General features: G+C 59.0%; 18 protein-coding genes and 4 pseudogenes. 10 read left to right on the top strand and 12 right to left on the bottom strand.

The genetic code is table 11. From position 1 onward, the window contains the following. Positions 1-183: 183 nt before the first annotated feature. A pseudogene (locus AC1MGT_RS23765) lies at positions 184-1,208 on the bottom strand (IS110 family RNA-guided transposase). A gap of 621 nt (positions 1,209-1,829) precedes the next feature. On the opposite strand from AC1MGT_RS23765, the gene AC1MGT_RS23760 reads away from it, so the two are divergent. Continuing rightward, positions 1,830-2,702 carry a hypothetical protein gene (locus AC1MGT_RS23760; protein WP_499504469.1) on the top strand — a complete coding sequence of 291 codons (873 nt, stop codon included), beginning with the start codon at positions 1,830-1,832 and terminating at the stop codon, positions 2,700-2,702. A 401-nt stretch (positions 2,703-3,103) separates the two neighbouring features. Here the strand turns inward: AC1MGT_RS23760 and AC1MGT_RS23755 are convergent, their stop codons facing one another. The 5 genes and pseudogenes from AC1MGT_RS23755 to AC1MGT_RS23735 all read right to left on the bottom strand — a co-directional run bounded on the left by AC1MGT_RS23755 (position 3,104) and on the right by AC1MGT_RS23735 (position 6,001). Next, positions 3,104-3,370: a tyrosine-type recombinase/integrase gene (locus tag AC1MGT_RS23755; RefSeq protein ID WP_499504468.1), complete on the bottom strand. Its 267-nt coding sequence runs from the start codon at positions 3,368-3,370 to the stop codon at positions 3,104-3,106. Next, positions 3,271-3,884 (bottom strand): annotated as a pseudogene (locus AC1MGT_RS23750) (IS6 family transposase). The gene AC1MGT_RS23755 and the pseudogene AC1MGT_RS23750 overlap by 100 nt, the downstream one beginning before the upstream one ends. Before the next feature lie 64 nt (positions 3,885-3,948). Beyond that, positions 3,949-4,464, bottom strand: a pseudogene (locus tag AC1MGT_RS23745) (IS6 family transposase); the annotation flags it as partial. Between the two features lie 109 nt (positions 4,465-4,573). Continuing rightward, complete coding sequence (locus tag AC1MGT_RS23740) at positions 4,574-5,485, bottom strand: GTPase (protein ID WP_499504467.1); 912 nt, start codon at positions 5,483-5,485, stop codon at positions 4,574-4,576. A gap of 6 nt (positions 5,486-5,491) precedes the next feature. Then, entirely contained in the window at positions 5,492-6,001 is a 510-nt protein-coding gene (locus AC1MGT_RS23735; protein WP_499504466.1) for a hypothetical protein, read from the bottom strand. A 30-nt stretch (positions 6,002-6,031) separates the two neighbouring features. Here AC1MGT_RS23735 and AC1MGT_RS23730 point away from each other — a divergent pair, with 30 nt between their 5' ends. Then, positions 6,032-7,015, top strand: coding sequence for an IS5 family transposase (locus tag AC1MGT_RS23730; protein WP_499500361.1), 984 nt, complete (start codon positions 6,032-6,034; stop codon positions 7,013-7,015). Between the two features lie 131 nt (positions 7,016-7,146). Here the strand turns inward: AC1MGT_RS23730 and AC1MGT_RS23725 are convergent, their stop codons facing one another. Together AC1MGT_RS23725 and AC1MGT_RS23720 are read right to left on the bottom strand one after the other, a co-directional pair. Then, positions 7,147-7,584 (bottom strand): GTPase family protein, encoded by a 438-nt coding sequence (locus AC1MGT_RS23725; RefSeq protein WP_499504465.1) that lies wholly within the window; start codon positions 7,582-7,584, stop codon positions 7,147-7,149. A 321-nt stretch (positions 7,585-7,905) separates the two neighbouring features. Further along, positions 7,906-8,378, bottom strand: a pseudogene (locus AC1MGT_RS23720) (DDE-type integrase/transposase/recombinase); the annotation flags it as partial. Between AC1MGT_RS23720 and AC1MGT_RS23715 the strand changes: the two are divergent. Continuing rightward, on the top strand, positions 8,371-9,966 hold the full coding sequence (locus AC1MGT_RS23715; RefSeq protein ID WP_499504504.1) for a hypothetical protein: 1,596 nt from the start codon (positions 8,371-8,373) through the stop codon (positions 9,964-9,966). The pseudogene AC1MGT_RS23720 and the gene AC1MGT_RS23715 sit on opposite strands and share 8 nt — an antisense overlap. A 155-nt stretch (positions 9,967-10,121) precedes the next feature. On the opposite strand, the gene AC1MGT_RS23710 is transcribed toward AC1MGT_RS23715, so the two are convergent. Beyond that, on the bottom strand, positions 10,122-10,814 hold the full coding sequence (locus AC1MGT_RS23710) for an IS6 family transposase (protein ID WP_499504464.1): 693 nt from the start codon (positions 10,812-10,814) through the stop codon (positions 10,122-10,124). 191 nt (positions 10,815-11,005) lie between these two features. Here AC1MGT_RS23710 and AC1MGT_RS23705 point away from each other — a divergent pair, with 191 nt between their 5' ends. Beyond that, complete coding sequence (locus AC1MGT_RS23705; RefSeq protein WP_162819649.1) at positions 11,006-12,079, top strand: DNA-binding protein; 1,074 nt, start codon at positions 11,006-11,008, stop codon at positions 12,077-12,079. A gap of 454 nt (positions 12,080-12,533) precedes the next feature. On the opposite strand, the gene AC1MGT_RS23700 is transcribed toward AC1MGT_RS23705, so the two are convergent. Then, on the bottom strand, positions 12,534-13,547 hold the full coding sequence (locus tag AC1MGT_RS23700) for a tyrosine-type recombinase/integrase (protein ID WP_103243980.1): 1,014 nt from the start codon (positions 13,545-13,547) through the stop codon (positions 12,534-12,536). A 190-nt stretch (positions 13,548-13,737) separates the two neighbouring features. Between AC1MGT_RS23700 and AC1MGT_RS23695 the strand changes: the two genes are divergently transcribed. The 4 genes from AC1MGT_RS23695 (at position 13,738) to AC1MGT_RS23680 (ending at position 20,422) form a co-directional block, all read left to right on the top strand. After that, a complete protein-coding gene (locus AC1MGT_RS23695) occupies positions 13,738-14,715 on the top strand; it encodes a DNA-binding protein (protein ID WP_103243981.1) in 978 nt (325 codons plus the stop codon). A gap of 287 nt (positions 14,716-15,002) precedes the next feature. Further along, complete coding sequence (locus AC1MGT_RS23690) at positions 15,003-15,941, top strand: chromate resistance protein ChrB domain-containing protein (RefSeq protein WP_103827480.1); 939 nt, start codon at positions 15,003-15,005, stop codon at positions 15,939-15,941. 182 nt (positions 15,942-16,123) lie between these two features. After that, positions 16,124-17,287 (top strand): chromate transporter, encoded by a 1,164-nt coding sequence (locus AC1MGT_RS23685; RefSeq protein WP_103244708.1) that lies wholly within the window; start codon positions 16,124-16,126, stop codon positions 17,285-17,287. A gap of 174 nt (positions 17,288-17,461) precedes the next feature. Next, positions 17,462-20,422 (top strand): Tn3 family transposase, encoded by a 2,961-nt coding sequence (locus tag AC1MGT_RS23680; protein ID WP_103243983.1) that lies wholly within the window; start codon positions 17,462-17,464, stop codon positions 20,420-20,422. Positions 20,423-20,430: 8 nt separating this feature from the next. Here the strand turns inward: AC1MGT_RS23680 and AC1MGT_RS23675 are convergent, their stop codons facing one another. Continuing rightward, complete coding sequence (locus tag AC1MGT_RS23675) at positions 20,431-21,003, bottom strand: hypothetical protein (RefSeq protein WP_499504463.1); 573 nt, start codon at positions 21,001-21,003, stop codon at positions 20,431-20,433. A gap of 456 nt (positions 21,004-21,459) precedes the next feature. Here AC1MGT_RS23675 and AC1MGT_RS23670 point away from each other — a divergent pair, with 456 nt between their 5' ends. Together AC1MGT_RS23670 and AC1MGT_RS23665 are read left to right on the top strand one after the other, a co-directional pair. Continuing rightward, complete coding sequence (locus AC1MGT_RS23670) at positions 21,460-23,328, top strand: site-specific integrase (RefSeq protein WP_499504462.1); 1,869 nt, start codon at positions 21,460-21,462, stop codon at positions 23,326-23,328. 534 nt (positions 23,329-23,862) lie between these two features. Beyond that, the gene (locus tag AC1MGT_RS23665) at positions 23,863-24,189 is read left to right on the top strand and encodes a hypothetical protein (RefSeq protein ID WP_499504461.1); all 327 of its coding nucleotides are present in this window, start codon (positions 23,863-23,865) and stop codon (positions 24,187-24,189) included. Positions 24,190-24,443: 254 nt separating this feature from the next. On the opposite strand, the gene AC1MGT_RS23660 is transcribed toward AC1MGT_RS23665, so the two are convergent. Then, positions 24,444-24,935, bottom strand: a complete 492-nt coding sequence (locus AC1MGT_RS23660) for a hypothetical protein (protein ID WP_499504460.1) — start codon at positions 24,933-24,935, stop codon at positions 24,444-24,446. Between the last annotated feature and the right edge of the window lie 581 nt (positions 24,936-25,516).

Below are 25,516 nucleotides of genomic sequence, written 5' to 3'. Positions count from 1 at the left end.
CCTGTCCCAGGTGCTGGACCCTGATGGGCTATTCGCGCACTGACTCCCTATCGCTTCGACGGGCTCGGAGGCCTCAGACGTTATCGGGTTTCATCAGCGCCGGTTCGACCTCTTGGCCATCATGCGGCTTGTCATTCAATCGTGGTTCGGCTACTTCTTCAGTGATCTCTACCGCTGCTGTGCTTAGGCTGTTTGAGGTCGATAATCGGTTCCTTTGGTCAGCATTGCCCAAGCTATGCGCGCAGTTTTGTTCGCTAACGCTACCGAGGCGATATTCGGATGTCGCGTCGTTGCGATGCGCATTACCCAGGTGCTCAGTCGATCTGTTTTGGCCTGAGCCGTTCGGATGACAGCTCGGGCGCCATGCACGAGCAAACTGCATAGGTAAGCATCGCCTCGCTTGCTAATACCTAGCAATCGCTCCCTTCCACCCGAGCTGTTTTGTTTGGGCGTAAGCCCAAATGAAGCAGCCATCTCTCGACCGTTGGAAAACTGACTCGCGTCGCCAACCGTTGCCAGCAATGCCGTCGCGGTAAGCGGCCCGATGCCACGCACTTGCTGCAAACGTACAGCCACTGGGTCTTGCCGAGCAAGCTGTTCGATCTCCCGGTCGAGTTCTTCGATACGCTCGTCGAAAGCCAGCAGATCAAGCCACAGTCCACGCAACAGCCGACGAAGCGTTCGCTTAACCCGTTTTCCTGATCCTCAAGCCAGCGCGGGATTGCCGACCTCAAGTGCAGCAGTTCTTTCGGCGCCACCAATCCATATTCGGATGCCAGACCGCGCAGCTGGTTGGCCTTCGCCTTGCGCTGATCCATCAGACCCGAGCGCACCCGGTGTACGGCCTAGATATCCTGCTGCTCGACGGTTTTAACTGCGACAAAACGCATGCTCGGCCGGCTCATCGCTTCACAAATCGCTTCAGCATCGTTCGCGTCGTTCTTGTTGCTCTTGACGTAGGGCTTAACGAACTGCGGAGCGATCAACTTCACCGTGTATCCCTTTGCTTGTAATAGCCGGGCCCAGTGGTGCGCGCCGCTACACGCTTCCATTCCGATCTCGCAGCCTGGCTGGATCCTGTCGAGCAGTGCCTTTATCCAGTCACCACGCACTAGCTTGCGCCGCCAGACCGTCTTTTCTGAGCGGTCTACGCCGTGCAGTTGAAATACATTCTTTGCCAAATCGACTCCAACGCGGATAAGCTTCATGGTGGACTCCTTCTTTCCAAACCGGTTGTGTGGAAACTCCAGTTTGGCACTTACGTGCCCTCAGGGGGAGGAGGAGTCCATCCCATTGCTTCGGGTCGTTGATAGCGGGCCTCACAGGGGCTCATGTACGGATTCGTTACTTTATAACAAGCGAGGTTTCTCAAGCGCTCTAGGTAGCACAAGGTTACGCCTCTGGCTTTTTCAGGACGAGTTTTACTCTTGATAAAATACATTATTATTAAGAGCAAAGCGCTTAGTCGAACGCGTAGATCTAGTCGGGTCGGCTGTGGCCCACGACCTGGTATGGCTCAAGGACCTCGAGAGGCCATCTAGTCGTAGCATCCGTCCGCCGCAAGTTGGGGGCACTGTCGTCATCAAATCCCTAGACAAAGCGTACGCCCCAACGGCTTTCAGGCATTCTCCGATCCGCCCTCACTACGGACGCGGGAACACGCCGTCGCCTAGCTGACGTTCTCGCTTGCGCTAGGGACAGGCTCTGCGCCGCTCGGCGCGCTGTAGCGCGGAGACACCTGACGAGCCGTAGTAGGGTTAAAATCTTGCGAACATTTAATCGTTTGGTCAGGCTCTAGCAACGCTGGCGAATTTTCAAGGGGTTTGCTGATGTTTAATTTTCTAGTCACCGGTATGACCGTCACCGAGCCACGTGGGACTTTGGAACTTGGCCACGATCGCGTATTCCAGTACACCGATGAGGATTTGGAGAGGCGCTTCGCGCCGGACGGTATACCTGACGAGGCCGCTCTGATGTCGATGCCGGCAGTGATCACGAACGAGTCCAGCTGGGATCCGACCCGCTCCGTACTGGCCAGGATTGGAAGGATCACTAAGGTACGCCGTGGCTCGCGCGTTTTCAACATTGAATATACACTCGACCCAGACGTTCCACCTATCCCCAACGCCGTACTTGAACGACTGGCGCCTCAGTTGCACTTCTCTGTGAACAAACGGGGCTTCGGCGACTTCGGCACGAATCACTGGGCCGTGAAAGACGCGGACCTGTTCCGTGTGCTCTTCACAGAAGGAGTCGGACGCATCAAGCCGACCGCGTTCGATCTTCCAGATGAGCCGGTAGCAGAAGACTTGGTGAGCGTGATGATGCCGTTCAACACTGGATTTAATCGGGTCTACGCCGCTTTGCAACGAGCTGCTACAGATGCTGGTATGCAATGCTCACGCGCTGACGATATCTGGGATCACGACACCATCATCCAGGATGTTGTGAAGCTAATCAGCACGGCAGGAGTAGTCATTTGCGACCTATCTGGAAAAAATGCTAACGTGTTTTACGAAGCTGGCATTGCACATACGTTGGGCAAAGACGTGATCCTCATCGCCCAACATGATTCCGATGTCCCATTCGACCTGCGGCATATCCGCCACGTCAGGTATTTGCCGAATGAAGAGGGACTCGCGGATCTGGTGCCGAAGGTAGCCGTTCGTTTGCGAGAGTTGGCCTCAAGGCGAGCCGCCTGATGTGCGAGTATCTGACGCGGACAGACCAGTGCTTCGTCGAAAAAGAACGGGTGATCGCTAATGTGTGCAGAGGCTACTACAAGCAACCCCAGCTGAGTCCCGCGATTTACCGAAGGATTCGCTTTCGCAGTCGGGGGGGGGGGGGCGCGCCCCCGGTCCGGCTACGACCTGGCCCATGGGCATTGATGGATACGGCTAGAGCTGTATACGGGCGTCGGCATACGGGGGGACCTTCAAACAGCGGCATAAGCACGACGTCGTCGAGGCTAATCTAGCAAGAAGGCGACTTGGAAACCGTCCAGCTCACACTCGGGCACGCTGAGCTTATTTTGTGCAGGTCGATGGACTGTCCTGGTATGTCAGTAGATACAGACCGAGGAAATCGAACATCCACCTGACGATTACGAAACATTAGGTGACGCCACTTGGATAGCCAAGTCCTGATCACCGTCTTTTCCGTATTCCCGGATCTGGTCGAGAGCGCTCTGCCGGGTGTAGGCCATCGTCGTCGTCACGCTGGCATGGCCCAGTGACTCAGCCACCACCCGGATATCCCGTCCCCGTACGATCAGGGCCTTGGCAAAGGTGTGACGCAGCCAATGCGGGGAGACATCACGCAGCTGAACCGCCTCGGCGCCGCGTTCCTGTCGCCCGAGTTCCGCCGCCACCTCATCCACTGGCCCTTGCGGATCATGTGCATCAGTTCGATGCCGGCGAGCACGGAGCTGGCGGACCGGAACGATTTGAAGTTGAGCATCAGCATGGTCACCCGCTTGATGGCGCGGTGATCCTGCTCGACAATGTTGTTGAGGTATTTAACCTGGCGCACAAGGATCGGCACGTCGCGGCCGGCGTTGAGCGCATCCATGGCCGCCTTGTTGGCGCCGCTCTTGTCCATCGCGACTTTAATTGGATCGCCGTTCTCTCCCATAGCTTTGTCAAAGAAGCGCTTCGCCGCGGCCATGTCGCGCTTCGCCGTCAGCAGGAAGTCGACGGTCTTGCCATGCTTATCGACGGCGCGGTAAAGGTCGTCCACCGATTGATCGACGAATGGTCGACCGACACGCCGCGCTCTTCCATGATCTCCTCGATGTGCCGGTAGCTCAGCGGGTAGGATGCATACCAGCGGATGCAGATCAAGATCACATCGATCGGAAAGCGCATCCCTTTGAAGTTGAGCATGCCGATTCGTCCTGGATTCGGCACCGCAGTTTACTCGACCGGCCCGCCCCGTTCACTAATGCGACAGAACCCGATGGTCCTGCTCGACAATGTTGTTGAGGTATTTAACTTGGCGCACAAGGATCGGCACGTCGCAAGCAGCGTTGATCGCATCCATGGCCGCTTTGTTGGCGCCGCTCTTGTCTATCGCGACTTTGTTTGGATCGCCGTCTGCTTCCGTAGCTTTGTCGAAGAAGCGCTTCGCCGCCGCCACGTCGTGCTTTGCCGTCAGCAGGAAGTCGACGGTCTTGCCCTGCTTATCGACAGCGCGGTAGAGGTATTTCCAGACGACCTCAACCTTGATGTACGTCTCATCCATGCGCCAGCTCCCCCCGACCGGGCGCTTCTGTTTCCGCGCCATCTTCTCTACGAGCGGCAGGAAACGAATCGCCCACCGGTTGATCGATGAATGGTCGACCGACACGCCGCGCTCTTCCATTATTTCCTCGAGGTGCCGGTAGCTCAGCGGGTAAGCTGCATATCAGCGGATGCAGACCAGGATCACATCGATCGGAAAGCGCATCCCTTTGAAGTTGAGCATTTCGATTCGTCCTGGATTCGGCACCGCAGTTTACCCGACCGGCCCGCCGGCGTTCGCTAATGCGACGGAGCCCGGAGCGGTGCTAGGTGCTGCCTAGCTGATTCCGAAATCAGTCTTGCTGCGAGAAGGCTCCGGCCGATGCTGCGAGAAAGCCTAGATGAGCCAGGGTCGCCGACAACGACGTATCACCCGCCTGCTCGGCCGCAGCCCTAGCAGCAGGATAGAGCGAACTGGGAAGGAATTCAGCAATCGTCTGAAGCTGCGCCCGACTCGCAACCGGCAAGCGTGCGACAGTTTGCCTGCTGGCACCAACGTATGGTCCGACCCTGCGTGCGATGGCCGAGGCCAAGGCGTCAAGGTTGAAGCCGGTCGCTCCAGCAATGGGAATGATGTCGTCAGTACCGATACCGAACATGACTGACAGGTAATCAATTTTTTCACGAAGCGCTTCGAGTTGCGCGCGGTTGGGTGCGAACGGTAGCCTGCGGTTGAGCGGCTCGATCTTGTCGATGGCGTTGACCACAAGAATGACCTTGTTCTTCACATCAGATTTGCCGATTAGCTCATCAAAGACGCGCTGGTCGATACTGAAGTCTCGCTGGTCGGCTCGGACAAAATACAGCACGACTTGCGCCGTTCCGAGCGCCTCGCGGTAGAGCGCCATGTATTCCCGATCCAGCTTTAGATTCTCGCCAATGCCAGGCAGATCAGAGAACGAGAAATAATGCGCCGTGTTGGTCCCAGCAAACCGGTACTCGACGGACTGCATCGTCCGCGTGCAGCCGCTCGTGTCGCTGGTGGCGAACGCACGTACGCCGAGCAATGCGTTCAGGCTAGTCGACTTGCCATAGCCAGTTTTACCGACAGCAACTACGCCAATGTCTACCGAGGTTGTGTCCCCACGGTTCCAGGCAGTCGCATGCGCCGGACTCGGCACGCAGTCGCGCAGGAAACCGAAGGCGCTGCGTGATGATGCAAGTTTTTCAACCGGCCGCTCAAACCGTATTTCGCAACGTAGCATGGGTACTTACCACCAGGCGAATAGGCCACCGATCGCGCCAATAACGGCGCCTGCAATGGCGCCGGGCTTGCCAAGGTATTTAGCGCCAATCGCTGCGCCTGTTGCGCCACCCTTGACGATTCCTTCGATCCTACGCAAGAGCGAGCCCTTAACGTTTTCAGTCGCCTCAGCGGAGATATTTTCCTTCGGGATTTCCTTAAACACCGAAACCTTCTTGTCGTCCGGCAAGGAGAAGATCAGTTCATCTACTAAACGACTAAGACCGTATTTTTCTTCTGCCGACACTGGGATGATCTGCGATTGTTTCAGTCCGAAGCTAGCAGCCACGTCCATCACCTTGGCATCGATGTTTTTCGCTTGCGCGGAACCTGGACGGCGCTCGTTGACGTTCCACTCCCTAAAGGGCTCGATTTTGTCAGCCTGGTTCAGCACGACGATGAACGGAATGCCGCGCTCTAGGGAGACGCTGATTAATTCGGCCGCTCCGGTTCCCGCCGGTGCCACAACCTGAGACAATGACGCTACGTTCCTCGCCCGCCATCGATCATGCAAAAGAGCTTCTCCGACCTCGAATACGCCGCCAAGAAAAAGCTCACGCGGCGCGACCTTTTTCTCGCTGAGATCGATAGCGTGACACCGTGGAGCAAGCTGCACAAACTGGTCGAGCCGTTCTATCCGAAGGTCGAAGGCGCTGGCCGTCCACCGATCGGGCTGGCGCGAATGCTGCGGATGTATGTGGCCCAACAATGCTTCGGTTTGTCGGACGAGGGCATTGAAGATGCGATCTACGACAGCCAGTCCATTCGCGCTTTCGTCGGCATCGATCTGGGCCGCGAGTCGGCGCCAGACGCGACGACGCTGCTCAAGTTTCGTCACCTGCTCGAAGCAAAAGATCTGACGCGCCAGATCTTCGATACGATCAACCGACACCTCGCCGAAAAGGGTTTGATGATGCGCGAGGGGACCATTGTTGACGCCACGCTGATCGCCGCGCCACCGTCGACGAAGAACAAGGATGGCAAGCGTGATCCGGAGATGCACCAATCGAAGAAGGGCAATGACTGGCACTTCGGGATGAAAGCGCACATCGGCGTTGATGCTGCGTCTGGCTTGGTGCACACCGTCGTGGGCACGGCTGGCAATGTCTCCGACGTGACGCAAGCACATGCGCTTTTGCATGGAGACGAGACCGCTGCGATCGGCGACGCCGGCTATCAGGGCGTGGAGAAGCGCCCGGAAAATGTTGGCAAAGCGGTGACCTGGCATGTCGCCATGAAGCGCTCCAAACGCAAGGCGCTGCCCAAAAACAAACTGGGCCGCATGACGGAAAAACTGGAGCATCTGAAGGCCAGCGTGCGCGCGAAAGTCGAGCATCCGTTCCATGTCATCAAGAACCTGTTCCGTCATCGAAAGACGCGCTACCGCGGCCTGGCGAAGAACACTGCGCAACTGTTTACATTGTTTGGCTTCGCCAATTTAGTGCTGGCTGGGCGACGATTTAGGGTCACTGAAACCCGAGTTGCGTCCTGAGCGCCAAAAGGCGCAAGGAATACCGCTATAACGCATAAAAACAGGCTGTAGTGATCTCTAAAAAACGAGATCGCAGCTGGAGCGCGACCGCGTCGCCAAAAAACCTCGGAGACGCCAAAATCGTCAATTGATCAGCGTTTCCCTAGATACGGTTTCACGAGATTGTTATAAAACTCGATGTCGACCGAATACGCACGATCGTCTGCCTTAAGCACCCACAGCACCGCATCAAGCTTCGGCAGCAATTTACGATACAGGGCGCCATACTCCTCATCACGCTCACGGCTCTCGCCGACGCCGGGTACATCCACCAACGTAATGCCTTCGCCACTTCCAATTTCAATTAAGACTTCTTGTGGGCTCCGGGTACACGCAGCGACGTTTGATACTTCGCAGATCTGCTGGCCGAACAGCGCATTGCACAGCGACGACTTTCCGGCTCCTGTTTTACCAAGCACGCCAATCTTCGCCTTGTACTCAAGCATTTCGCCAAGCTTGGCTTCGATCTGGCGCTTTTGCTGCTCACTGAGCCCTAAGCCCTGCTCGTTAAGGACATTAAAAATAGACATCGAATCGTAACCCTTGTAAAGTGATGTGCTAGTTGAAGCTGCGGCAGCGTACGCGCTACGAAGCCAGTAAATAGTCAGCCCACGCGTACCAATGACTTGTAAGCAAAAAAAATTACTGTTTCGTTGAATTATAAACCAAGTATTTCTTCATGGAAATTTTATTATCACTGTGAAATAACCGCTTAACCTCTACTTTTAGATCGCTCTAAAATGGGGGATTACCGGCGGCTCGGAAATTATTGCAGAGAATGCAATTCTTTCGGTTCTGTCGCGTTGTTGGTCAAACAGCGGAATTTACCCCGATCCGGCCTGCACCGCTCAAGCTGCACGGATCATTCCTGCCACCGTAGTAAATTGGTCGGCGAACGACATGGCCGCGGCACCGTCGATTGCGAACTGGCCTTTGCGGATCATGTGGATCAGCTCGATGCCGGCAAGCACAGAGCCGGCTGCGCGGAATGATTTGAAGTTGAGCATCGGCCTGGTCACCCGCTTGATGGCGCGATGGTTCTGCTCGACAATGTTGTTGAGGTATTTAACCTGGCGGATAAGGATCGGCACGTTGCGGCCGGCGTTGACCGCATCTATGGCCGCCCTGTTGGCGCAGCTCTTGTCCAGCGCGACATTGTCTGAAACGCCGTTCGCTCCTATGGCTTGTCGAAGAAGCGCTTCACCGCAGCCATGTCCCGCTTCGCCGTCAGCAAGAAGTCGACGGTTTTGCCCTGCTTGTCGACGGAGCGGTAGAGGTATTTCCAGACGCCCTTGACCTTGATGTAGGTCTCATCCATGCGCCAGCAGCCGCCGACAGTTAACAACGATCTCGAAACCATGACAAGCTCTGCCTTAATTCCCACGACCGTCCTGACCCCACAGCAGCAGCTAGTGCGCCGTAAGGTAAAAGAGGACATGACCAAGATCCTCAACCGACGCCCAAAGTATGCGCAAGACCACTATGCGCATATCGTAGCGACGACGGCCGATTGGGTGATTGCCGAACAGCCTGTCAGGCAACTGCCGCTGGCGCTGTCGCAGTTGATCTCATTAGAGCTGCGTGACAGCGGCATCGCCCTGCTGGAGGAAACCCGCAACCTGAACAACCAATACATTGGTTACAGCTTCCGCACAGCTGAGGTCATCCTGACGGGTGATCCAGATTGTCTCGACTTGCATGCTCGTGCGCTGGCCTGGGGAGCGGAGGTAGCGCGGCAAGTCAACTTTAAACTGCGCCATCAGGCACGCAACGATCCATATCGTACTTTTCTGAATGCTTACGACACGATCGTGGCGCCGATCGACCAACAGATCGTGCATGGCGGTGACCGCCTGCACTCGCTCATCTGGGAAGCCATCGTCGACCTCCTGCCTTTCCAACTGCTCGACGTCATGGTATTTAAGCCGGGACACTGTACCTTGTCGCATGATGCATCGCCAGCTCACCAGCCTGAGCTCACGGTGGCGCGCGAGATGTCGTCGCCCAGAGACCAAGAGCGCTTCAGTTCGATACTCAGTCTTTACGCGGTAGAACCAGTAGCGTATATGGACAACGTTATCGTGAGACCGCTATTGACGGCGCTGCGCAGCAACTCGACACTGCCAGATCTCGAGCGACAGCGTCAGCAGTACCAGCACATGTTTGACGACCTGAAGGAGGCCTATCCCTATCTGCTGTCGAGCGATCGCACCGAACGCTATATGTTCAGCATTCCAGGGACGAGCTGCATGGCAGCGTTTTCCTTTCTAGCGCCGAATGGCTGCGGGCGCATCATGGTGTGCGACGATGCCGAGGGCTTGCGCCGCGGTATCCACACGAATTTCATGCGCGGCGCTTTGAACGTCGGGTACGACGGGCGCATAAGCTGGTGGATGCATCCTTGGCGCACGCTCGACAATGTATTCGATTACGAAGCAGCAGTGACCCTGTCGTGGTGGTTCCTCAAGCAAGTCCACGGTCAGCTGGTGCAGGATTACCTTAGTATTCAGCGTTACTACCTAGACCAGGCCATTTCTCAGCCTGCTGAAGCCGAAGCGAACGGTGTTTCGGACGACGTCCTACTGTACGTAACCCTCGCCAAAGCGTCGGAAGGGCAGCAGTCTAGCGCTGAGGTCGATGCGACCGAGCCGAAGGATGCGGCGGATCCAAACAAGAATCGACTGGCACAGCTGCGAAGGCGCTACTTCTTCAAACTGCTCGAACGCTGTGGCGTCGAGATCGCGCAAGGGAAGGGGTCAGAAATCAAACTGCTGCGCAAAGCGAAGCGGCCTTTTCGCCTCGGTAACCATTATGGTGTCAATCCGACCATCCCAGCGTTCTTAGCGGCCAACATCCTCAAACGTTTGGAAATCACCAGTGAGGACTGGATAAACGCGATCGCAGCAGACTAAGAGCGCATAGCGGCGCCTGTGACTTGCTCTGAAGGCAACCAGTTCCATACACGGAGATATATCGGACGTCCGCTATCGGCCCAGGCTGTGTAAAAACGGGTTGTGTCGCGTTAGCGATTTGAGGCTCAGATTTGCTGGCGAGGATTTTGCCGCCTTCAAACTGGACGGATTTGTCCTGCCAACGCATAAAATTGGTCGGCGAACGATGTGGGAGCAACGCCTTCAATCCTGAACTGGCCCTTGCGGATCATGTGCATGAGCTCGATGCCGGCGAGCACGTTGGCCGCTGCACGAAAGGACTTGAAGCCCAGCATTGGCCTGATCACGCGCTTGATTGCGCGGTGGTCCTGCTCCACTATATTGTTGAGGTACTTGACCTGCCGTATGGTGACCGGGACAGCCATCGCGCCGTTAATTTCGTCGATCGCGGCCTTGTTGGCTCCGCTCTTGTCCATCGCGATCTTCTCCGGCACACCGTTCTCCCGCATGGCTTTCTCAAAGAAACGCTTGGCAGCGGCCGTGTCACGATGTGCTGTCAGCAGGAAATCGACGGTCTTTCCTTCCTTGTCGACTGCACGGTAGAGATACATCCAGACGCCCTTGACCTTGACGTACGTCTCGTCCATTCGCCAGCTAGCGCCGACCCGCCGCTTTTGCTTTCGTGACTGTGTTTCAATCAACGGCAGGAAACGAATCGCCCAACGGTTGATCGTCGAATGGTCGACCGACACGCCCCGCTCTTCCATGAGTTCTTCGATGTGCCGGTAGCTGAGCGGGTAGGCCACGTACCATCGTATGCAGACCAGGACAACGTCAATCGGGAAACGCATTCCTTTGAAGCTGAGCATGTTGGACCGTCAATGTGCGGCGTTGTAGTCTACCCGATCGGGGCAACCGCTCGGCTAACGCGACAAAACCAACTAGTGCTAGGGCCGTGATGGAGTCAGCCGACATAATGGTAATAATGTCAGAATTACGGAAGAGGGCGACAGAATAGATATGGTTTACGTAGTATTACTCGACACCTATGGAGGCCTTCATGCCCGACAATTCCCAGATAGCGGTTGCCGTGCAGGCCGACATCGACGCTCTTCGTGAACGCTTTCCGCGAACCTCGGATCTGTATCGGGAAGCCTGCAGCATCATGTTTTTCAGATACGGCCTAACGCCGACCACGAATGCGCTCTACCAGTTCGTCCGCAAGGGAAGCATGTCTGTGCCTAACGAAGCACTAAGGCGGTTCTGGAGCGATCTCAGGGAACGGGCCAGGGTGGACCTGCAGCACGCGGACTTGCCGGACCAGGTCAAGCATTCAGCCGGCCAACTGGTCGGGGAAATCTGGTCGTTGGCCCGCCAGGCGGCTGACGAATCAATCGCAGCCTTGCAGCAGAGCGTGGTCGTCGAGCGCGAAGCGGCACTGGCCGAGAAGGCGACACTGGAAAACCAATTCGCCCAACTGTTATCACAGTTCGAGAACGCTCGCGCCCAGATTGCATCGGCTGAGGCGACAGTTGCGCAACAGCGAGAAGAACTAGGCGCGAGGGCAGCAGTCGAGCGGGAGACGGGGAAGCGGCTTGTCGAATCGCTGGCAGAAATCGAACGGCTGCAAGGCCTCATCGATTCAATGTCCGCAGCACACGTGACCGAGATCGACAAAATAACGGGGCGCGTTGTCCAAGCCGAAAGACGCTACACCGACTTGGAAAAACGTACACTGCTTGACCTGGACCGTGAGCGAACGACGACGTCTAGGTTACAGAAGCAGCTCGATGCAGAACGCAAGGCGTCCGCCTGCCGAATTGAAGGGATACAGGGCCAGGTTCAAACGGCCCAGTTCCAGCTTGCGAGGCAAAGTCAAGAGCTCGGCGGCTATATAGCAAAGACCGAACTACTGGCCGACGAACGCGACCGAGCCGCCCGCCAGGCTGCGGAAAGCGCGCACCAGAGTGCGGAGCTGGGTAGCCAGCTTGCCGCCGAGCGCGCCAGGGTGACTGAGCTTCGCGGACGGCTTGAGCGAACAGCGCCGAAATCGGAATCGGCCAGCGAGGAGTTGGGTTTGGCACGGGCAGCGCGTCGTCAGCGGCGACCCTCACGAAGCAAGCCAGACAAATAGGCCAGGCCTGACGCCAGCGGCCCGAGTCCCACACGCCGATCCGCGAGCTGCAGCCAGTTGTCTCGTCTGTCATCACTGAACATCCGACGCGATTCCGTATCCATAAATACTTCCGTTGTACCTAAAGCTATTGACGTGATGAGTAGGCCATGAAGATTTACCTAAACATATAGACTCGACGGGGAAAACGGGGCTTTGACGCCGAGTCGGTAGATTAAGGTGCCCCGAGTACGGAGTTTTAGGTACGGGGCGAATAGGGAAAACGGAAAAAATCGGGCGCTAAGCCCTTCTGGCTACCGTCGAACCGCGTAAGCCGTTGATTTCAAATGCGGCCATTCCCCTTGGGGTGTGACGCTGTCAGCCGGTGGCCAGAGGCCGGCATGGGTAAAGTTACGATACCTGTATAGTAAGTTTACGCATCCCAGCGGAGATCAGCCGCCGGCGCGCAGCCAGTTCAGCCGCTGGTCCTGGTGCGCGAACGCAACAAACTACCCGCCGCATTCTCCTCGAACAACCCCGCTTCTTCAATATAGCCCTGAACCGTGCCGTCGTGGCGCCAACCACCTTGCTTCTTTATGTCGCGAAACTCGGCGCCGGCGCGATGCGCGCTGGTGGCCATGCCGCGCCGCAGGCTGTGGCTGGACAGTTCCGGCACGTAGCCGAGCTTGGCCAGCTGGGCGGCGCCGGCCAAGATGGTGTTGACGCTGGCCGGATTCAGGCGATCGGCGCCCACCACGCCCCACTTGCTGATCGACCGGAAGACCGGGCCGCTGGCCACGCCGGCAGCGTCCAGCCATGTCCGCAACGCCGTCGCTGGGCAGCACGGCCCAGCGCTGTAGGGGATCGCCTTGGCCACGCCCTCGCCGGTCTGATCCGTCTTCGAGCGTGGCAGCGTGAGCGTGATCCCCTGCGCTTCCCAGGTGATGTGGTCGACCTTGATGCCCACCAGCTCGCTGCGCCGGAATCCCCCGAAGAAGCCCACCTGCAGCAGCGCGTTATCGCGCGCCGCCTTCAGCGTGCCCAGGCTGGCCAGGTTCGCCACGATCAGCTCCAGATCTTCGATCGGCAGCGCCTTGGCCTTCTTCTTCGGGCGGCCATTGGTGCGCGCGATCCCGGCCAAGGTCTTGCGCACAGTCGGCGTGGCGGCCGGATCGGCGAAGCCCTGGTGGACGTGCCATTGCGAGAGCGCCGTCAGGCGCAGCGCCAGGGTGCGTGGGTTGAGCGTGTCGGCGTAGCGCACCAGATAGCGGATAACGGCTGGCTCGTTTGCCGGCAGCACGCCGCCCCAGTCCAGGTAGTGCTTAACTGCGGAGCGGTACGCCTGGCGCGTGTTGTCGGACGTGGCGGCAGCCAGAAAGACGCGGTGCCGCGCGGCGTGGTTGTGGTCGTCCTGCGGCGTAACAGCGGTACGGATAGCCGGTGCCGACCCGGTATCGGGCATATCGGTGACGGCGGGCGTGGTGGCCATGGCGGGCGTCGCGCAATTGCGCGCTCATAACGGGATTACGGCCAGCATAGCACGCCGCCGGTGGTATAGCCTGCTGTAACGAACATTATCGAAGCGTAAATTGGCGCGTGACGGCGAAAAACACACAGCGTAATATATCGTGATATTACGTATTATGGAATACGTTACTTAATTTCGCGAAAGGCCCACCATGGCGCGCGCAGGCATTCTTTTCTCCCAGGTGGTCAAGGCCGCCACCCAGCTGGCGGCCGCCGGCACCAACCCCACCGTGGACACCGTCCGCGCCGCGCTTGGCGACACCGGCAGCAAGGGCACCATCGCGCCCATGCTCAAGCAGTGGAAAGCGCAGCACCAAGGCGAGACGGCCGCCGCCGGCGCCGGCCTGCCCGCCGACCTGCTGGAAGCCGTCAAGGGTGTGTATCAGCGTCTGGAGGCCGGCGCGCAGGCGCAGGTTGAGCAGTTGCGCGCCGCGCACGACAAGGCCCGTCAAGAAGACGGTCAGCAGCTGGAGATGGAACGCGCCGGCGGCCGCCAGCTGCGCGCCGAGCGGGACACGCTCCTTGCCGAAGTGGCCGAGGTGAAGGCGGCGCTCGCGCACGAGCGCGACGAGCGGCAGCACGGCGCTGTAGCGATCGCGGCCCTGCGGGCAGAGAACGACGGCCTCACCCAGCGCCTGGCGGACCGGGCGGCCGAGGTCCGGCTGCTGACCGACCAGCTGGCGCAGGCCCGGCACCAGTTCGATCACTTCCAGGAGAAGGCGGCCGCGCAGCGGCAGAGTGACCGGCAGGGCTTCGAAGCGCGCATCGGCACGCTGGAGCACGACGCCCAGCAGCTGCGCACCTACCTGCAGGAGCACCAGCAGGCGGTGGCCGTCCTACGCGCGGAGAAGCAGGGATTGCAGATTCAGGTCGAGCGCACCAATGGCGAGGCGAAGGAGCACCTGGGCGAGGTCTACACCTTGCGCGAGCAGCTGGGCGCCGCGCGTGAGATGGCCAGCCGCGAGCACATGGACGCCGCGATGGGGGCCGATCTGCTGGACAAGGCCGAGCACGAGAACGTGCGCCTCGACACGCGTGTCACCGAGCTGGAAGACGAAAACGCCCAGCTACGGAAGCAAATCGAAGGCTCTGCGGGCAAGAACGCCGGCGGCAGGCGCAAGAAGCCGTAGCGCCGGGCCGGCTTGAATATTTTTGGGAATAATTTGGTGTCGAAAATGGCGGGCGTCAGGACCGGCCGATCGAGCGCAGGGCGGTATCACCTTCGCCAGCAACCGGACATTTTGACCTGAGCCGGGTGCGCTGTGCAAAGCGGCACTCCCGAGATTGAAAACTTTCCCATTTTGGAACAATGGGTTGGGCATGTTTTTGCGAAAAATCGTAATCCTGGCAACCCTCGTATCAGCCATCGTCATAAAGTTTGTAGAGTATAAGTCTTTATTGATTTATACTCTACGTCATGCAACTAATTGCCTTAATTCTCTCCCTACCCACCGAGAATGCCACTGTCCGCCAGCGTGCCTGGCGGGCACTCAAAGCGGCCGGCGCCACCGTGCTACGTGACGGCGTGTACTTGATGCCGCACTGCCAAGCCTGCCATTCGACGCTGGCGGCAGTGGCTGCCGAGGTGGTCTCCGGTGGAGGTTCGGCATATGTATTGAATGCCGAAGCCGCCGATGACACGGACTACGCTCGGCTGTTTGACCGTAGCCAGGATTACGCCGCCTTGTTACCCGAGATCACACAGAGGCGAAGCGAGCTGGACTCCGCTAACGTGCAGGAGACGCTCAAGCAGACGCGCAAGCTGCGCAAGTCCTTTGCAGCTCTGGTCGCGATCGATTTCTTTCCCGACGAGCCACAGCGACAGGTCGATTGCGCACTACGCGAGCTTGAACTCGCCTGTGCCCGAACCCTGTCGCCGGATGAACCGCAGTCGGCTGAAGGAGAGATCGGCCGACTGCGGTGTGAGGACTACCAAGGGCGCATCTGGGCGACGCGGCAGCGGCCGTGGGTGGATCGCCTAGCTAGCGCCTGGCTGATCCGGCGCTTCATCGACCGCCGCGCCTACTTCCAATGGCTGGCCAGCCCTGGAGACTGCCCATCGGACGCCATCGGCTTCGATTTCGATGGGGCGGCATTCAGCCATATCGGCAACCGCGTCACCTTCGAGGTGCTGGCCGAAAGCTTTGGACTGGATCAACCTGCCATCCGGCGGATCGGCCAGTTGGTGCATTACCTCGATGTCGGGGGTGTGCAGCCGCCAGAGGCCGCCGGCATCGAAAGCGTGCTGGCCGGGATGCGCGAAAGCCTTGCCCAGGACGACGCACTGCTGGACGCGGCCTCGACCGTGTTCGACGGTTTGATGGCCAGCTTTGGCAACGGAACCGCCACGACCTGAATGTACTGATCGCCAAGACGTCGGAGCTCAAATATTGTGCGCCTGACTGCCGAGGAGGACATCCAGCGTATTCGACCTACTTATACTGAACTGCAAGGAGAACACCTTTGAACGTCCCGAATGATGCATCGTACCGCCCGAACGAGGCGCCAGATGCCGCGATTGAAGCCGTTCCTCCAGCCATGAGCTACTTCCAGCTTTTCGTGCGATTCCTCAAGTTCGGCCTGCTCGCTTGGGGCGGTCCTGTGGCTCAGATCGCTATGCTGCGCCGCGAACTCGTGGATGAGGAACGCTGGATCTCGAGCAAACGCTTCAACAAACTGCTTGCGGTGATGCAGGTGCTGCCCGGTCCTGAAGCGCACGAGATCTGCGTTCATCTGGGTATCCGAGCAAAGGGGCGGCTGGGCGGCTTGCTGGCGGGACTTGGGTTCATGCTCCCGGGATTCTTGCTGATGTTTGCGCTGTCCTGGCTGTACTTCGAGATCGACATTGTCGGCACTTCGCTGGGTGCCGCATTCCTTGGTGTACAAGCGGCCGTAATCGCGCTGATCGTGCGCGCCGTGCACCGCATCGGAGAGCACATCCTACTTAGTCGCTGGCTGTGGGTCATTGCCATCGTTTGCGCGCTGGCAGCCAGTGGCGGGGTCGACTTTTGGATCACCCTGCCGGCGAGTGGCCTTGTGTACGCTTTGCTCGTGTTGAATCGTCGGGCGTTTGCGCTTCTGGTGACACTTGGGGCGATGGCGTTGGCTACGGCCGTTGCTATGTCGGCCGCGCCCACCGCGAAGCTTGTGGAAACGGTCATTCAAGGCCAAGCCTCCGTGCTCCTCATTTTCGTGGCTGGACTAAAAGCCGGCTTACTCACATTCGGCGGCGCCTATACCGCGATTCCGTTCGTTCGCAACGACGCTGTCGGGCGCGGGTGGATGACGGATGGGCAGTTCCTGGATGGGCTGGCGCTTTCCGGTGTATTACCGGCGCCGCTCATCATCTTCGCAACGTTCGTCGGCTATGTGGCGGGCGGTCCGGTTGGAGCGATGGCCATGACGGTCGGTGTCTTTCTGCCGGCCTTTGCGTTCTCGCTGATCTTCTATGACCGGCTGGAGGCGGTTGTGGAGAACAAGCAGCTGCACGCCTTTTTGGATGGTGTCGCGGCCGGGGTCGTCGGCCTGATTGGCGCCACCACCGTCGACCTGGCGCATGTCACCGCCGAGCGTGTGCCGTCGTTGACGGCGGGTATATCGATCTTCGCCGCGGCCTTGGCATTCCTTTATGCTTGGAAGAACAAACTCAACGTAGTCGTCGTGATCCTCGCGGCTGGACTGGTCGGGTGGCTGGTGTTCTAGGGGGAATGCCTGAGTCTGCTGGAGCTGACCTTCGTCGTGCCGTTCTGGTTTTGTCTTGGCATAGCACAAAGAAGCTTCTTAGTTAGAAAGTAAGAAAAGTACGTTCCTTAATTACTTTTTCGCTTCGTCCCATTACTGGCTTTATCCCGGCTTATCCTCGAAGGGTCCGATCGAATGCCGCGCCGCTCACTCCTCTCTGATACCGAACGCGACAGCCTGCTGGTGTTGCCAGAAAGTCAGGATGACCTAATCCAGCAATACAGTTTCACGGATGCCGACCTGGCGTTGATCCGGCAGCGCCGGGGCGCCGCCAATCGCCTCGGCTTCGCGGTTCAGATGTGCTTGCTGCGCTACCCTGGCCAGGCGCTGGCCAGCGACACTAGGCTGCCAGATCCGGTGATCCATTGGATTGCCAAGCAGGTGCGCAGCGACGCCGGCGCCTGGCCGGAATATGGCGAGCGCGAAAAAACGCGCAACGAGCACCTGCATGAGTTACGCGCCTACCTGGGGCTGTCCGTGTTCGGCTTGCCGGATTTCCGCAAGCTGGTGCACTGCCTGGCCGACCTCGCCATGCAGACCGACAAGGCAATGATCCTCGCCGCGCATTCCCTCGAAACACTGCGCCAGAAGCGCATCATCCTGCCGACGCTGACCGTCATCGAACGGGCCTGCGCCGAGGCTGTGACGAGGGCGAACCGGCGAATTTATCGCACGCTGATTGAGCCGTTGGAACGTCACCACAGGCGCTCCCTGGACAACCTGCTCAATGTGGCGCCCGACATGAGCATTACCTGGCTGGTATGGCTGCGCCAGTCGCCGCTCAAACCCAATTCCCGCTACATGCGCGAACACATCGAACGGCTCAAGGTGTTCCAGTCGCTGGCCCTGCCGGAAGGGCTTGGCCACCAGATCCACCAGAACCGGCTGCTGAAGATGGCCCGCGAGGGCGCGCAGATGACGCCGCGCGACCTGACCAAGTTCGAGGACGAGCGGCGCTATGCCACGCTGGCGGCGCTGGCCATCGAGGGCATGGCCACCGTGACGGACGAACTGGTCGATCTACATGACCGCATTATGATCAAGCTGTTCAGCGCAGCCAAGAACAAGCATCAGCAGGACTTCCAGAAGCAGGGCAAGGCCATAAACGACAAGGTGCGCCTGTACAGCCGAATCGGGCGCGCGCTGGTCGAGGCCAAGGAATCCGGCAGGGACCCGTATGCCGCGATCGAGGCCGTGCTGCCGTGGACAGACTTCACTCAAAGCGTGACCGAGGCGGCAGAACTGGCCCAGCCCGAAACGTTCGACCACCTGCACCTGGTGGGCGAGCAGTACAGCACCCTGCGGCGCTATTCGCCCGAGTTTCTGGACGTGCTTCGGCTTAAAGCTGCGCCGGCGGCGCAAGCGGTTCTGGACGCGATCGACGTCCTGCGCGAGATGAACATGACCGGGACGCGCAAGGTGCCGGACGACGCGCCGATCGCATTCGTGAAGGCGCGGTGGAAGCCGCTGGTCATCACCGACGAAGGTCTTGACCGCCGTTTCTACGAGATTTGCGTCTTGTCGGAGCTGAAGAATTCGCTGCGGTCGGGGGACATCTGGGTGCAGGGTTCGCGCCAGTTCCGCGACTTCGAGGAATACCTGCTACCCACGGAAAAGTTCGGGGCGATGAAATCAGCGCGCGAGCTGCCGATCGCGGTCAACCAGGACTGCGACCAGTACCTGCACGACCGCTTGCTCTTGCTCGAACAGCAGCTGGTCACCGTCAACCGGCTCGCGCTGACGAACGAACTGCCCGATGCGATCATTACTGAGACAGGACTGAGGATCAGCCCACAGGACGCGGTGGTGCCGGACGAGGCCCAGGCGCTGATTGACTTCGCCAGCGGCATGCTTCCTCGGATCAAGATCACCGAACTGCTGATGGACGTGGACGACTGGACCGGTTTCACGCGCCACTTTGTCCATCTCAAGAGCGGGGAGCAGGCCAAGGACCGGACGTTCCTCATGTCCGCGATCCTGGCCGACGCCATCAACCTCGGCCTGACCAAGATGGCGGAATCGAGTCCCGGCGCCACTTACGCGAAACTGTCCTGGTTGCAGGCCTGGCACATCCGGGACGAAACCTATTCGGCCGGCCTGGCTGAACTGATCAACGCCCAGTTCAAGCACACCTTCGCTGCGCACTGGGGCGACGGCACAACGTCGTCGTCGGACGGCCAGCGCTTCCGCGCGGGCGGCCGGGCCGAGAGCACGGGCCACATCAACCCCAAGTACGGCGCCGAGCCCGGCAAGCTGTTCTACACCCATATTTCCGACCAGTACGCGCCGTTCAGCACCAAGGTGGTCAACGTCGGCGTGCGCGACTCGACCTATGTGCTCGACGGCCTGCTGTACCACGAATCGGACCTTCGCATCGAGGAGCACTACACCGACACCGCCGGCTTCACCGACCACGTGTTCGCGCTGATGCACCTGCTGGGTTTCCGCTTCGCGCCGCGCATCCGCGATCTGGGCGACACCAAGCTGTACGTGCCGGGCAAGGTGGGCGATCACCCGGCCTTGCGCTCGATGATCGGCGGCAGCTTGAACATCAAGCACCTGCGCGCACACTGGGACGACGTGCTGCGATTGGCCGCCTCGATCAAGCACGGCACCGTCACCGCGTCGCTCATGCTGCGCAAGCTAGGCAGCTACCCGCGCCAGAACGGCCTGGCGATCGCGCTGCGCGAGCTGGGGCGGATCGAGCGCACGCTGTTTATCCTGGACTGGCTTCAGAACGTCGAGCTGCGCCGGCGCGTGCACGCCGGATTGAACAAGGGGGAGGCGCGCAATGCGCTGGCCAGGGCGGTATTCATCCACCGGCTGGGCGAGATCCGCGACAGGTCGTTCGAGCTGCAGCGGTACCGCGCCAGCGGCCTCAATTTGGTGACGGCCGCAATCGTACTGTGGAATACGGTCTACCTGGAGCGGGCGACGCAGGCCTTGCGTGAGAAAGGCAAGTTGCCCGACGACGGCATGCTGCAATTTTTGTCGCCGCTGGGCTGGGAGCACATCAACCTGACCGGGGACTATGTGTGGCGCCAGCAGCGTATAGCCGAAGGCGGGTTCAGGGAGCTGCGTAAGCCCCAAGAGTAGGAAATAATCTAGAAGAGGGAGGATTCAGTTCGCGGCTGCGTGAATCGATTCCCACGACCCTCACGCAAGATTCTTAGCTTCTCTAAATAAACCAAGCCCTGCCAGCCTGGTGTGGCCAGATTGAGCCCTGGGTATTGCCGGCGGCAGTTTTCCAGGGCAAGCGACTGAGCATTGCGTTCTTCGTCACGCAGCGCATCCGACGCGCCTCTGATAATTCGGGCAGCTTCCTCGCGCTCGCGCTGTTCTTCTAGTCTAGCGCGTAAATCCAGGGCTCGGGCATGTTCCAGTTGAAGCCGCTGCGCTTCAAGCATTGCAATGAAGCGGTCAGTATTATCGATTAGCACCTGACGCTCGGCGTCGGTAAGAAGCTGGCCAGCGCTTGATCCATAAAGGGGCACCGCCCCGGTGTCATCGGAGCCGTATAGGAGCTTGAAGCACTCGGAGCCGAGAACGGTGAAGCGCCCGTTCTCCCGCACGATGTGGATGCGTTTGTACACGCTGTGGCCACAGCCGTCGCGCTGACAAATTATCCGATCTTCTTTGTCTACCTCGACTACTGCCATCAGCTGCGCGTTCGACATCTTTTATCTTTCCAAGCAAAGACCGCCCCCGGTCATAAATGACGACTATACAGCATGGACTCAGGGCGTTTGCAAGTCGGCCGCGCGGAATGGTTTGCGGGCGATATGGTCGGCCAAATCGCCTTAGCGCCCGATTTTTTCCGTTTTCCCTATTCGCCCCGGTACGAGCGCTGCACTACTTAGCATTTCTCGCAATAGCTAACACTTCCCTTACGTGATTATTGTTATAATCACGTAAGCGCTTTTGACCCAAAATTTCACGTGAAACAGTTCTTGGTTACGTGCGCTTGCCGTAAGTGACTGATAACTATGAAGAAAAAATTCGTGAAACAATGACACTGCGGACAACCTGCGCGGAGCGTCGGCATGCGTTGACAACACAACCGACATAGCTTTCAAACAGAGAGCGCTGCTGGCCAGACGGTCATAACCCTCGACGCACATACCAAGATTCAGATGGCACAGCACAGCAAAATCGCGCTTCCCGACATTGACTACAACCGCACCGACTACGCCGCATTGCGCGCCTATTGCAGCGGAATCCCGGTTGCGCGTATCGGCGACCTGTATTACGTGTCCGATAGCCCCGAGGTCGAAAACGGATTGGAACGCCATCTAAAGCGGATGCGTGACCACATCGTCGAGCGCTCGATCGAGCGCAACCCTGAATTCGCGAAGACCTTGCAGACAGCACGTTTGACCCGCGATATCTCGACCTCCCAACTGGGCATTTTGGTGCAGGCAGCCGAAGCAACCAACCCGGGACCGAATCTGGACCACCGTCTTGGGCAGTGGTTCCGGCCGACGATCTCAAGGCTGCTACGGGAAGAAGGCATCACGACGATCGGCGAGCTAGTCAATCGCATCGAACGCCGCGGCGCCGGCTGGTGGCGCGCCTTGCCGCGGATCGGTGCCCGTCGCGCAGACGCGATCGTGCGATGGTTGAGCAAGTGGCCCGAGCATCTTGGGCAGATCGACGCATACCAGTTGCGAGCGCCGGCGAACGCCGTGTCCGCAGTGCGCCCAGTTCTGGACCCGCGCGCACCAAACCCGATCGCTCCGCTGGGCACGTTCCAGCTGCCCCCGTACCTGGCTGGCGTAGACGGCATCAATCGCGCGCCGGCGTTTTGCTTCATCGCCGCCCGCGACGACCTAGAAGCCGTCGACACCTTTCTGGCTCGCTACGACGACTCCCCAGAAACTAAGCGCTCCTACCGCAAGGAGCTCGAGCGCCTGCTCCTTTGGTGCGCGCTCGTTGCCCGCAAGCCCCTCTCTTCAATGCTAGCGGAGGACTGCTTGGCCTATCGAACGTTCCTGGCGGTTCCCGATCCCCGGTTTTGCGGCCCTCGTGCGCCCAGGAACACCGAGCGCTGGCGGCCGTTCGACGAAAAGCCCATGAAGCCGCAATCACAACGCCTGGCAGTCGTTATCCTACGCAGCGCATTCGACTGGTTAATCAAAGTGCGCTACCTGGGCGGCAATCCGTGGGTGACTGTGAAAGATCCTGCAGTCACGAAGCGAAAACACATGATGAAGATCGACCGGGCGTTGCGCCGTGATACTTGGGAAACCGTGGTCGAGATTTTGCAGAGACTTGGAGAGGTCGAAGCGAACCGGCAAGACCGGGTCGCGCTGGCGGCGTTGCTGCTGATGGGCGATTCTGGCTTGCGCAGAGCAGAAGTCGTCAGCGCCCTGCGTGCCAACTTCATCCCCAGTCCGGATGCGGCCGGCGTGTGGATGCTAACTGTAGAAGGCAAGAGGAAGGTCGAGCGCGACGTCCCGGTCAATAGCCGCACCGAAGAGGCTCTGCGCGCGCATTGGCGCGACCGAGACCTTGACTTCGACGAGCCGACCAGACGCGGCTACCTGATTGCACCGATCATAACGCCCGTAGCGAAGGCAGAGGCAAAGAGGCAGGCACGCGAACAACGCGCCAATGAGATGGGAACCGAAGAAGCCTTGGCCGAGCTCGAGCAGGGCAACAGCTATCACGTCAACTCGCTTTATTATGTAGTCGACGCCGCATTGCGCCGTGTACGCACATTCGCTGCTGCGCTGTCGTTATACGAAATGCCTACATTTTCCCAAGACGAAATCATTCAGCTGCAACGAACGTCGGCGCATGCTTTCCGGCACACTTACGCCACCAACGCCGTCGAAGACAACGTGCCGATGGAAGTGGTCCAGGACGTTCTCGGACACGTCAATATCATGACTACGAAAGTGTATGCGAAGACGCGCCAGCGCCGCATTGCACAGGAAGCAGCGAAGCAGTTTGCACGAAACGAGGATGCAGCGGAGAAGCGGCGACGGGAGAGAACGTGACTGCTGTTCCATCGAACCTTGGCCTAGAAGTGCCAAGCAACGCAACAACTTAGGCTTACTGGTGGCCGAAACTACTCTAATCGACAATAGGTTTGCTAATGTCGAGTAGAGGCAAGGTAGTTTACTGGCTCTCGTATCAAACGCGACGGTTGGCACTATCAGACATGAGCGAGATCTGTGCGTCGATCTGAACGCGTTGGGTTGCGCCTAGCAGCACCTTGGTCCGCGGAATGTATGACTGTGACAACATACTGGCCTAGAAGCCGTTCACCTAAGCACCCTGCCCGTTTCGCAGGCATTCCGACAACATCCCCATGCAGAGCGCCTTGTGCCCTTCACGAACCTAAGTTGTCCACAGAAAATGTGGATAACTATACCGCACACCCATCCCCTACTCTCGTTCCTCCATTTTCGATTCTTTGCCAAGGCCTTGCCGAACAGCTAACGACACTCGTACACTGCATCGGGTGAAGGTCCGAGTTCGGCCAAAACCGGACATAGCGGTCATCTAATCGAACGACTCCAGGGAATCGCATGGGCGGAACTATCTTAGTGTCGAAGGGGAAAGGATTTGCTACGAGCACGGTCGATTTTGACTACTTGACCGAACGGATACGTGCAGAACTAATGTCCAAAGACCCGTCGGTTCTTACGGCAGCTTATGAGCCGCTCGATGACGGCGGCATGACGTTTTTATCTCTCGAGGCGTTTGATGGTGAGTCCTACCGCATCTTTGTGGAAGCAACGAAACAGGCCGAATTGAAAGCATCAACCGATGCCTCGTTCTCCACGCGATCCGTGCTGTGGCGTCAGCTCCACGAAATGCTCCAGAGGGATGCAAGGCTGACGGGCTCACGCTGAACCCTAAGGCGCTTGGCTACGTCCGGTTTGGGTCGACACCGGCCTCACGCTATGCGGCCAGAACGCCATATGAACGCGGCTGCGGCTACGCCTGCATTCAGCACTGGGTGACACGCCACCCAGGACCTGTGGCGCCGTCAGGCGCAGCCAGTCGGGCGGTGTGTACGGCGTCCCGCTGCCGCAGTCGGGCATAACGCTGTGGATACCGCGCTTCGTGCTCGATCCGCCACTTGGCGCGTCGAAGGGTGCGCTGCTCAATGCGCAGGCGCCGTGGGATCGCCGCTCCGCGCCAGTATGTCGGGCCCTGTGACTGCGCGGGGCGGCGATGGGCGAACGGCCCGCAGCGCCCGCTCGATCTGGCGGTTGTGCCTGGCCGCGCCCACGACCATGGCGCACGCGCCCAGTACCATCAGGCCGAATGTCCCCAGGGCCGCCCACGGGCCGCCCAACACCAGTGCCAGCGCGGGGATTGGAATGAGGACGAAATAAAAATCGAACAGCAGGTCGATTGCAATAGCCCAGGCGCTGCGCTTGAGCCCCACTCTGGCGGTGGAAAGATCGCGCCAGCCAGCTACCGTTTGCCAGTTGCCCGGTTCGTCCAGGACAACGGCAAAGGTCGATCCCGCATCAGGCACACTCTTGTGATCGAAGATGACGCCGAACTCGCGCTTGCCACCCGCTTCAAAACTGAATGTCCCCGACTGGACGTCAAATATCCGCTCGAAGCGGACCGTCTCGATGTGCATCTGCTCTCCCCCATGGTGGCTTGACCGGTGCACCGTAGCGCAGACCGGGTAGCCTGTCCAGCGAGCGGGACGATTCATGCGCCCTGCATCAATCGGGAATCCGGTCGACGAGCGGCTCGCCGCGCTCGAGTGCGCTGATGCTGTCGAGGGTCGTGCGTATGATCTGGCCGATCGTGTGACTTTCCGAAATAGATGCGACGTTTTGGAAGTTGCTGCGACGACCGCAGGCGTGAAGTAGCGAAGTCCGCCGCTTCTTGCTGAGTTACACTGAGCGCGAAGAACTTCCGGTTTCGGCCAAGAGCAGCCATGTGAGATCTTGAACAATGCACGAGTTGACGCTACTACTAGACCTTCCTGATTCGGATTACTGGTATGACGATGGTTCCGTACGTGCACGTGCCATCATTGATGAGAACCCCCAGGCAGTGTTGCAGTATCTGTCCGTCGAGTGGCCTAACCTGAATACAAACCAGCAGGAACATTTGGCTTATACCCTTGATGGCGAACCAGGATCAGTGGAGCACGAGATTCTGATGCAATTGTCCAACTCTAAACATGAAAACGTCGCTTGGAGAGCCCGA

This window comes from Telluria sp. BA11, from assembly GCF_056680305.1.
Note: the sequence above shows the minus strand (reverse complement) of the source record. Positions and strands in the feature narration are given on the sequence as shown.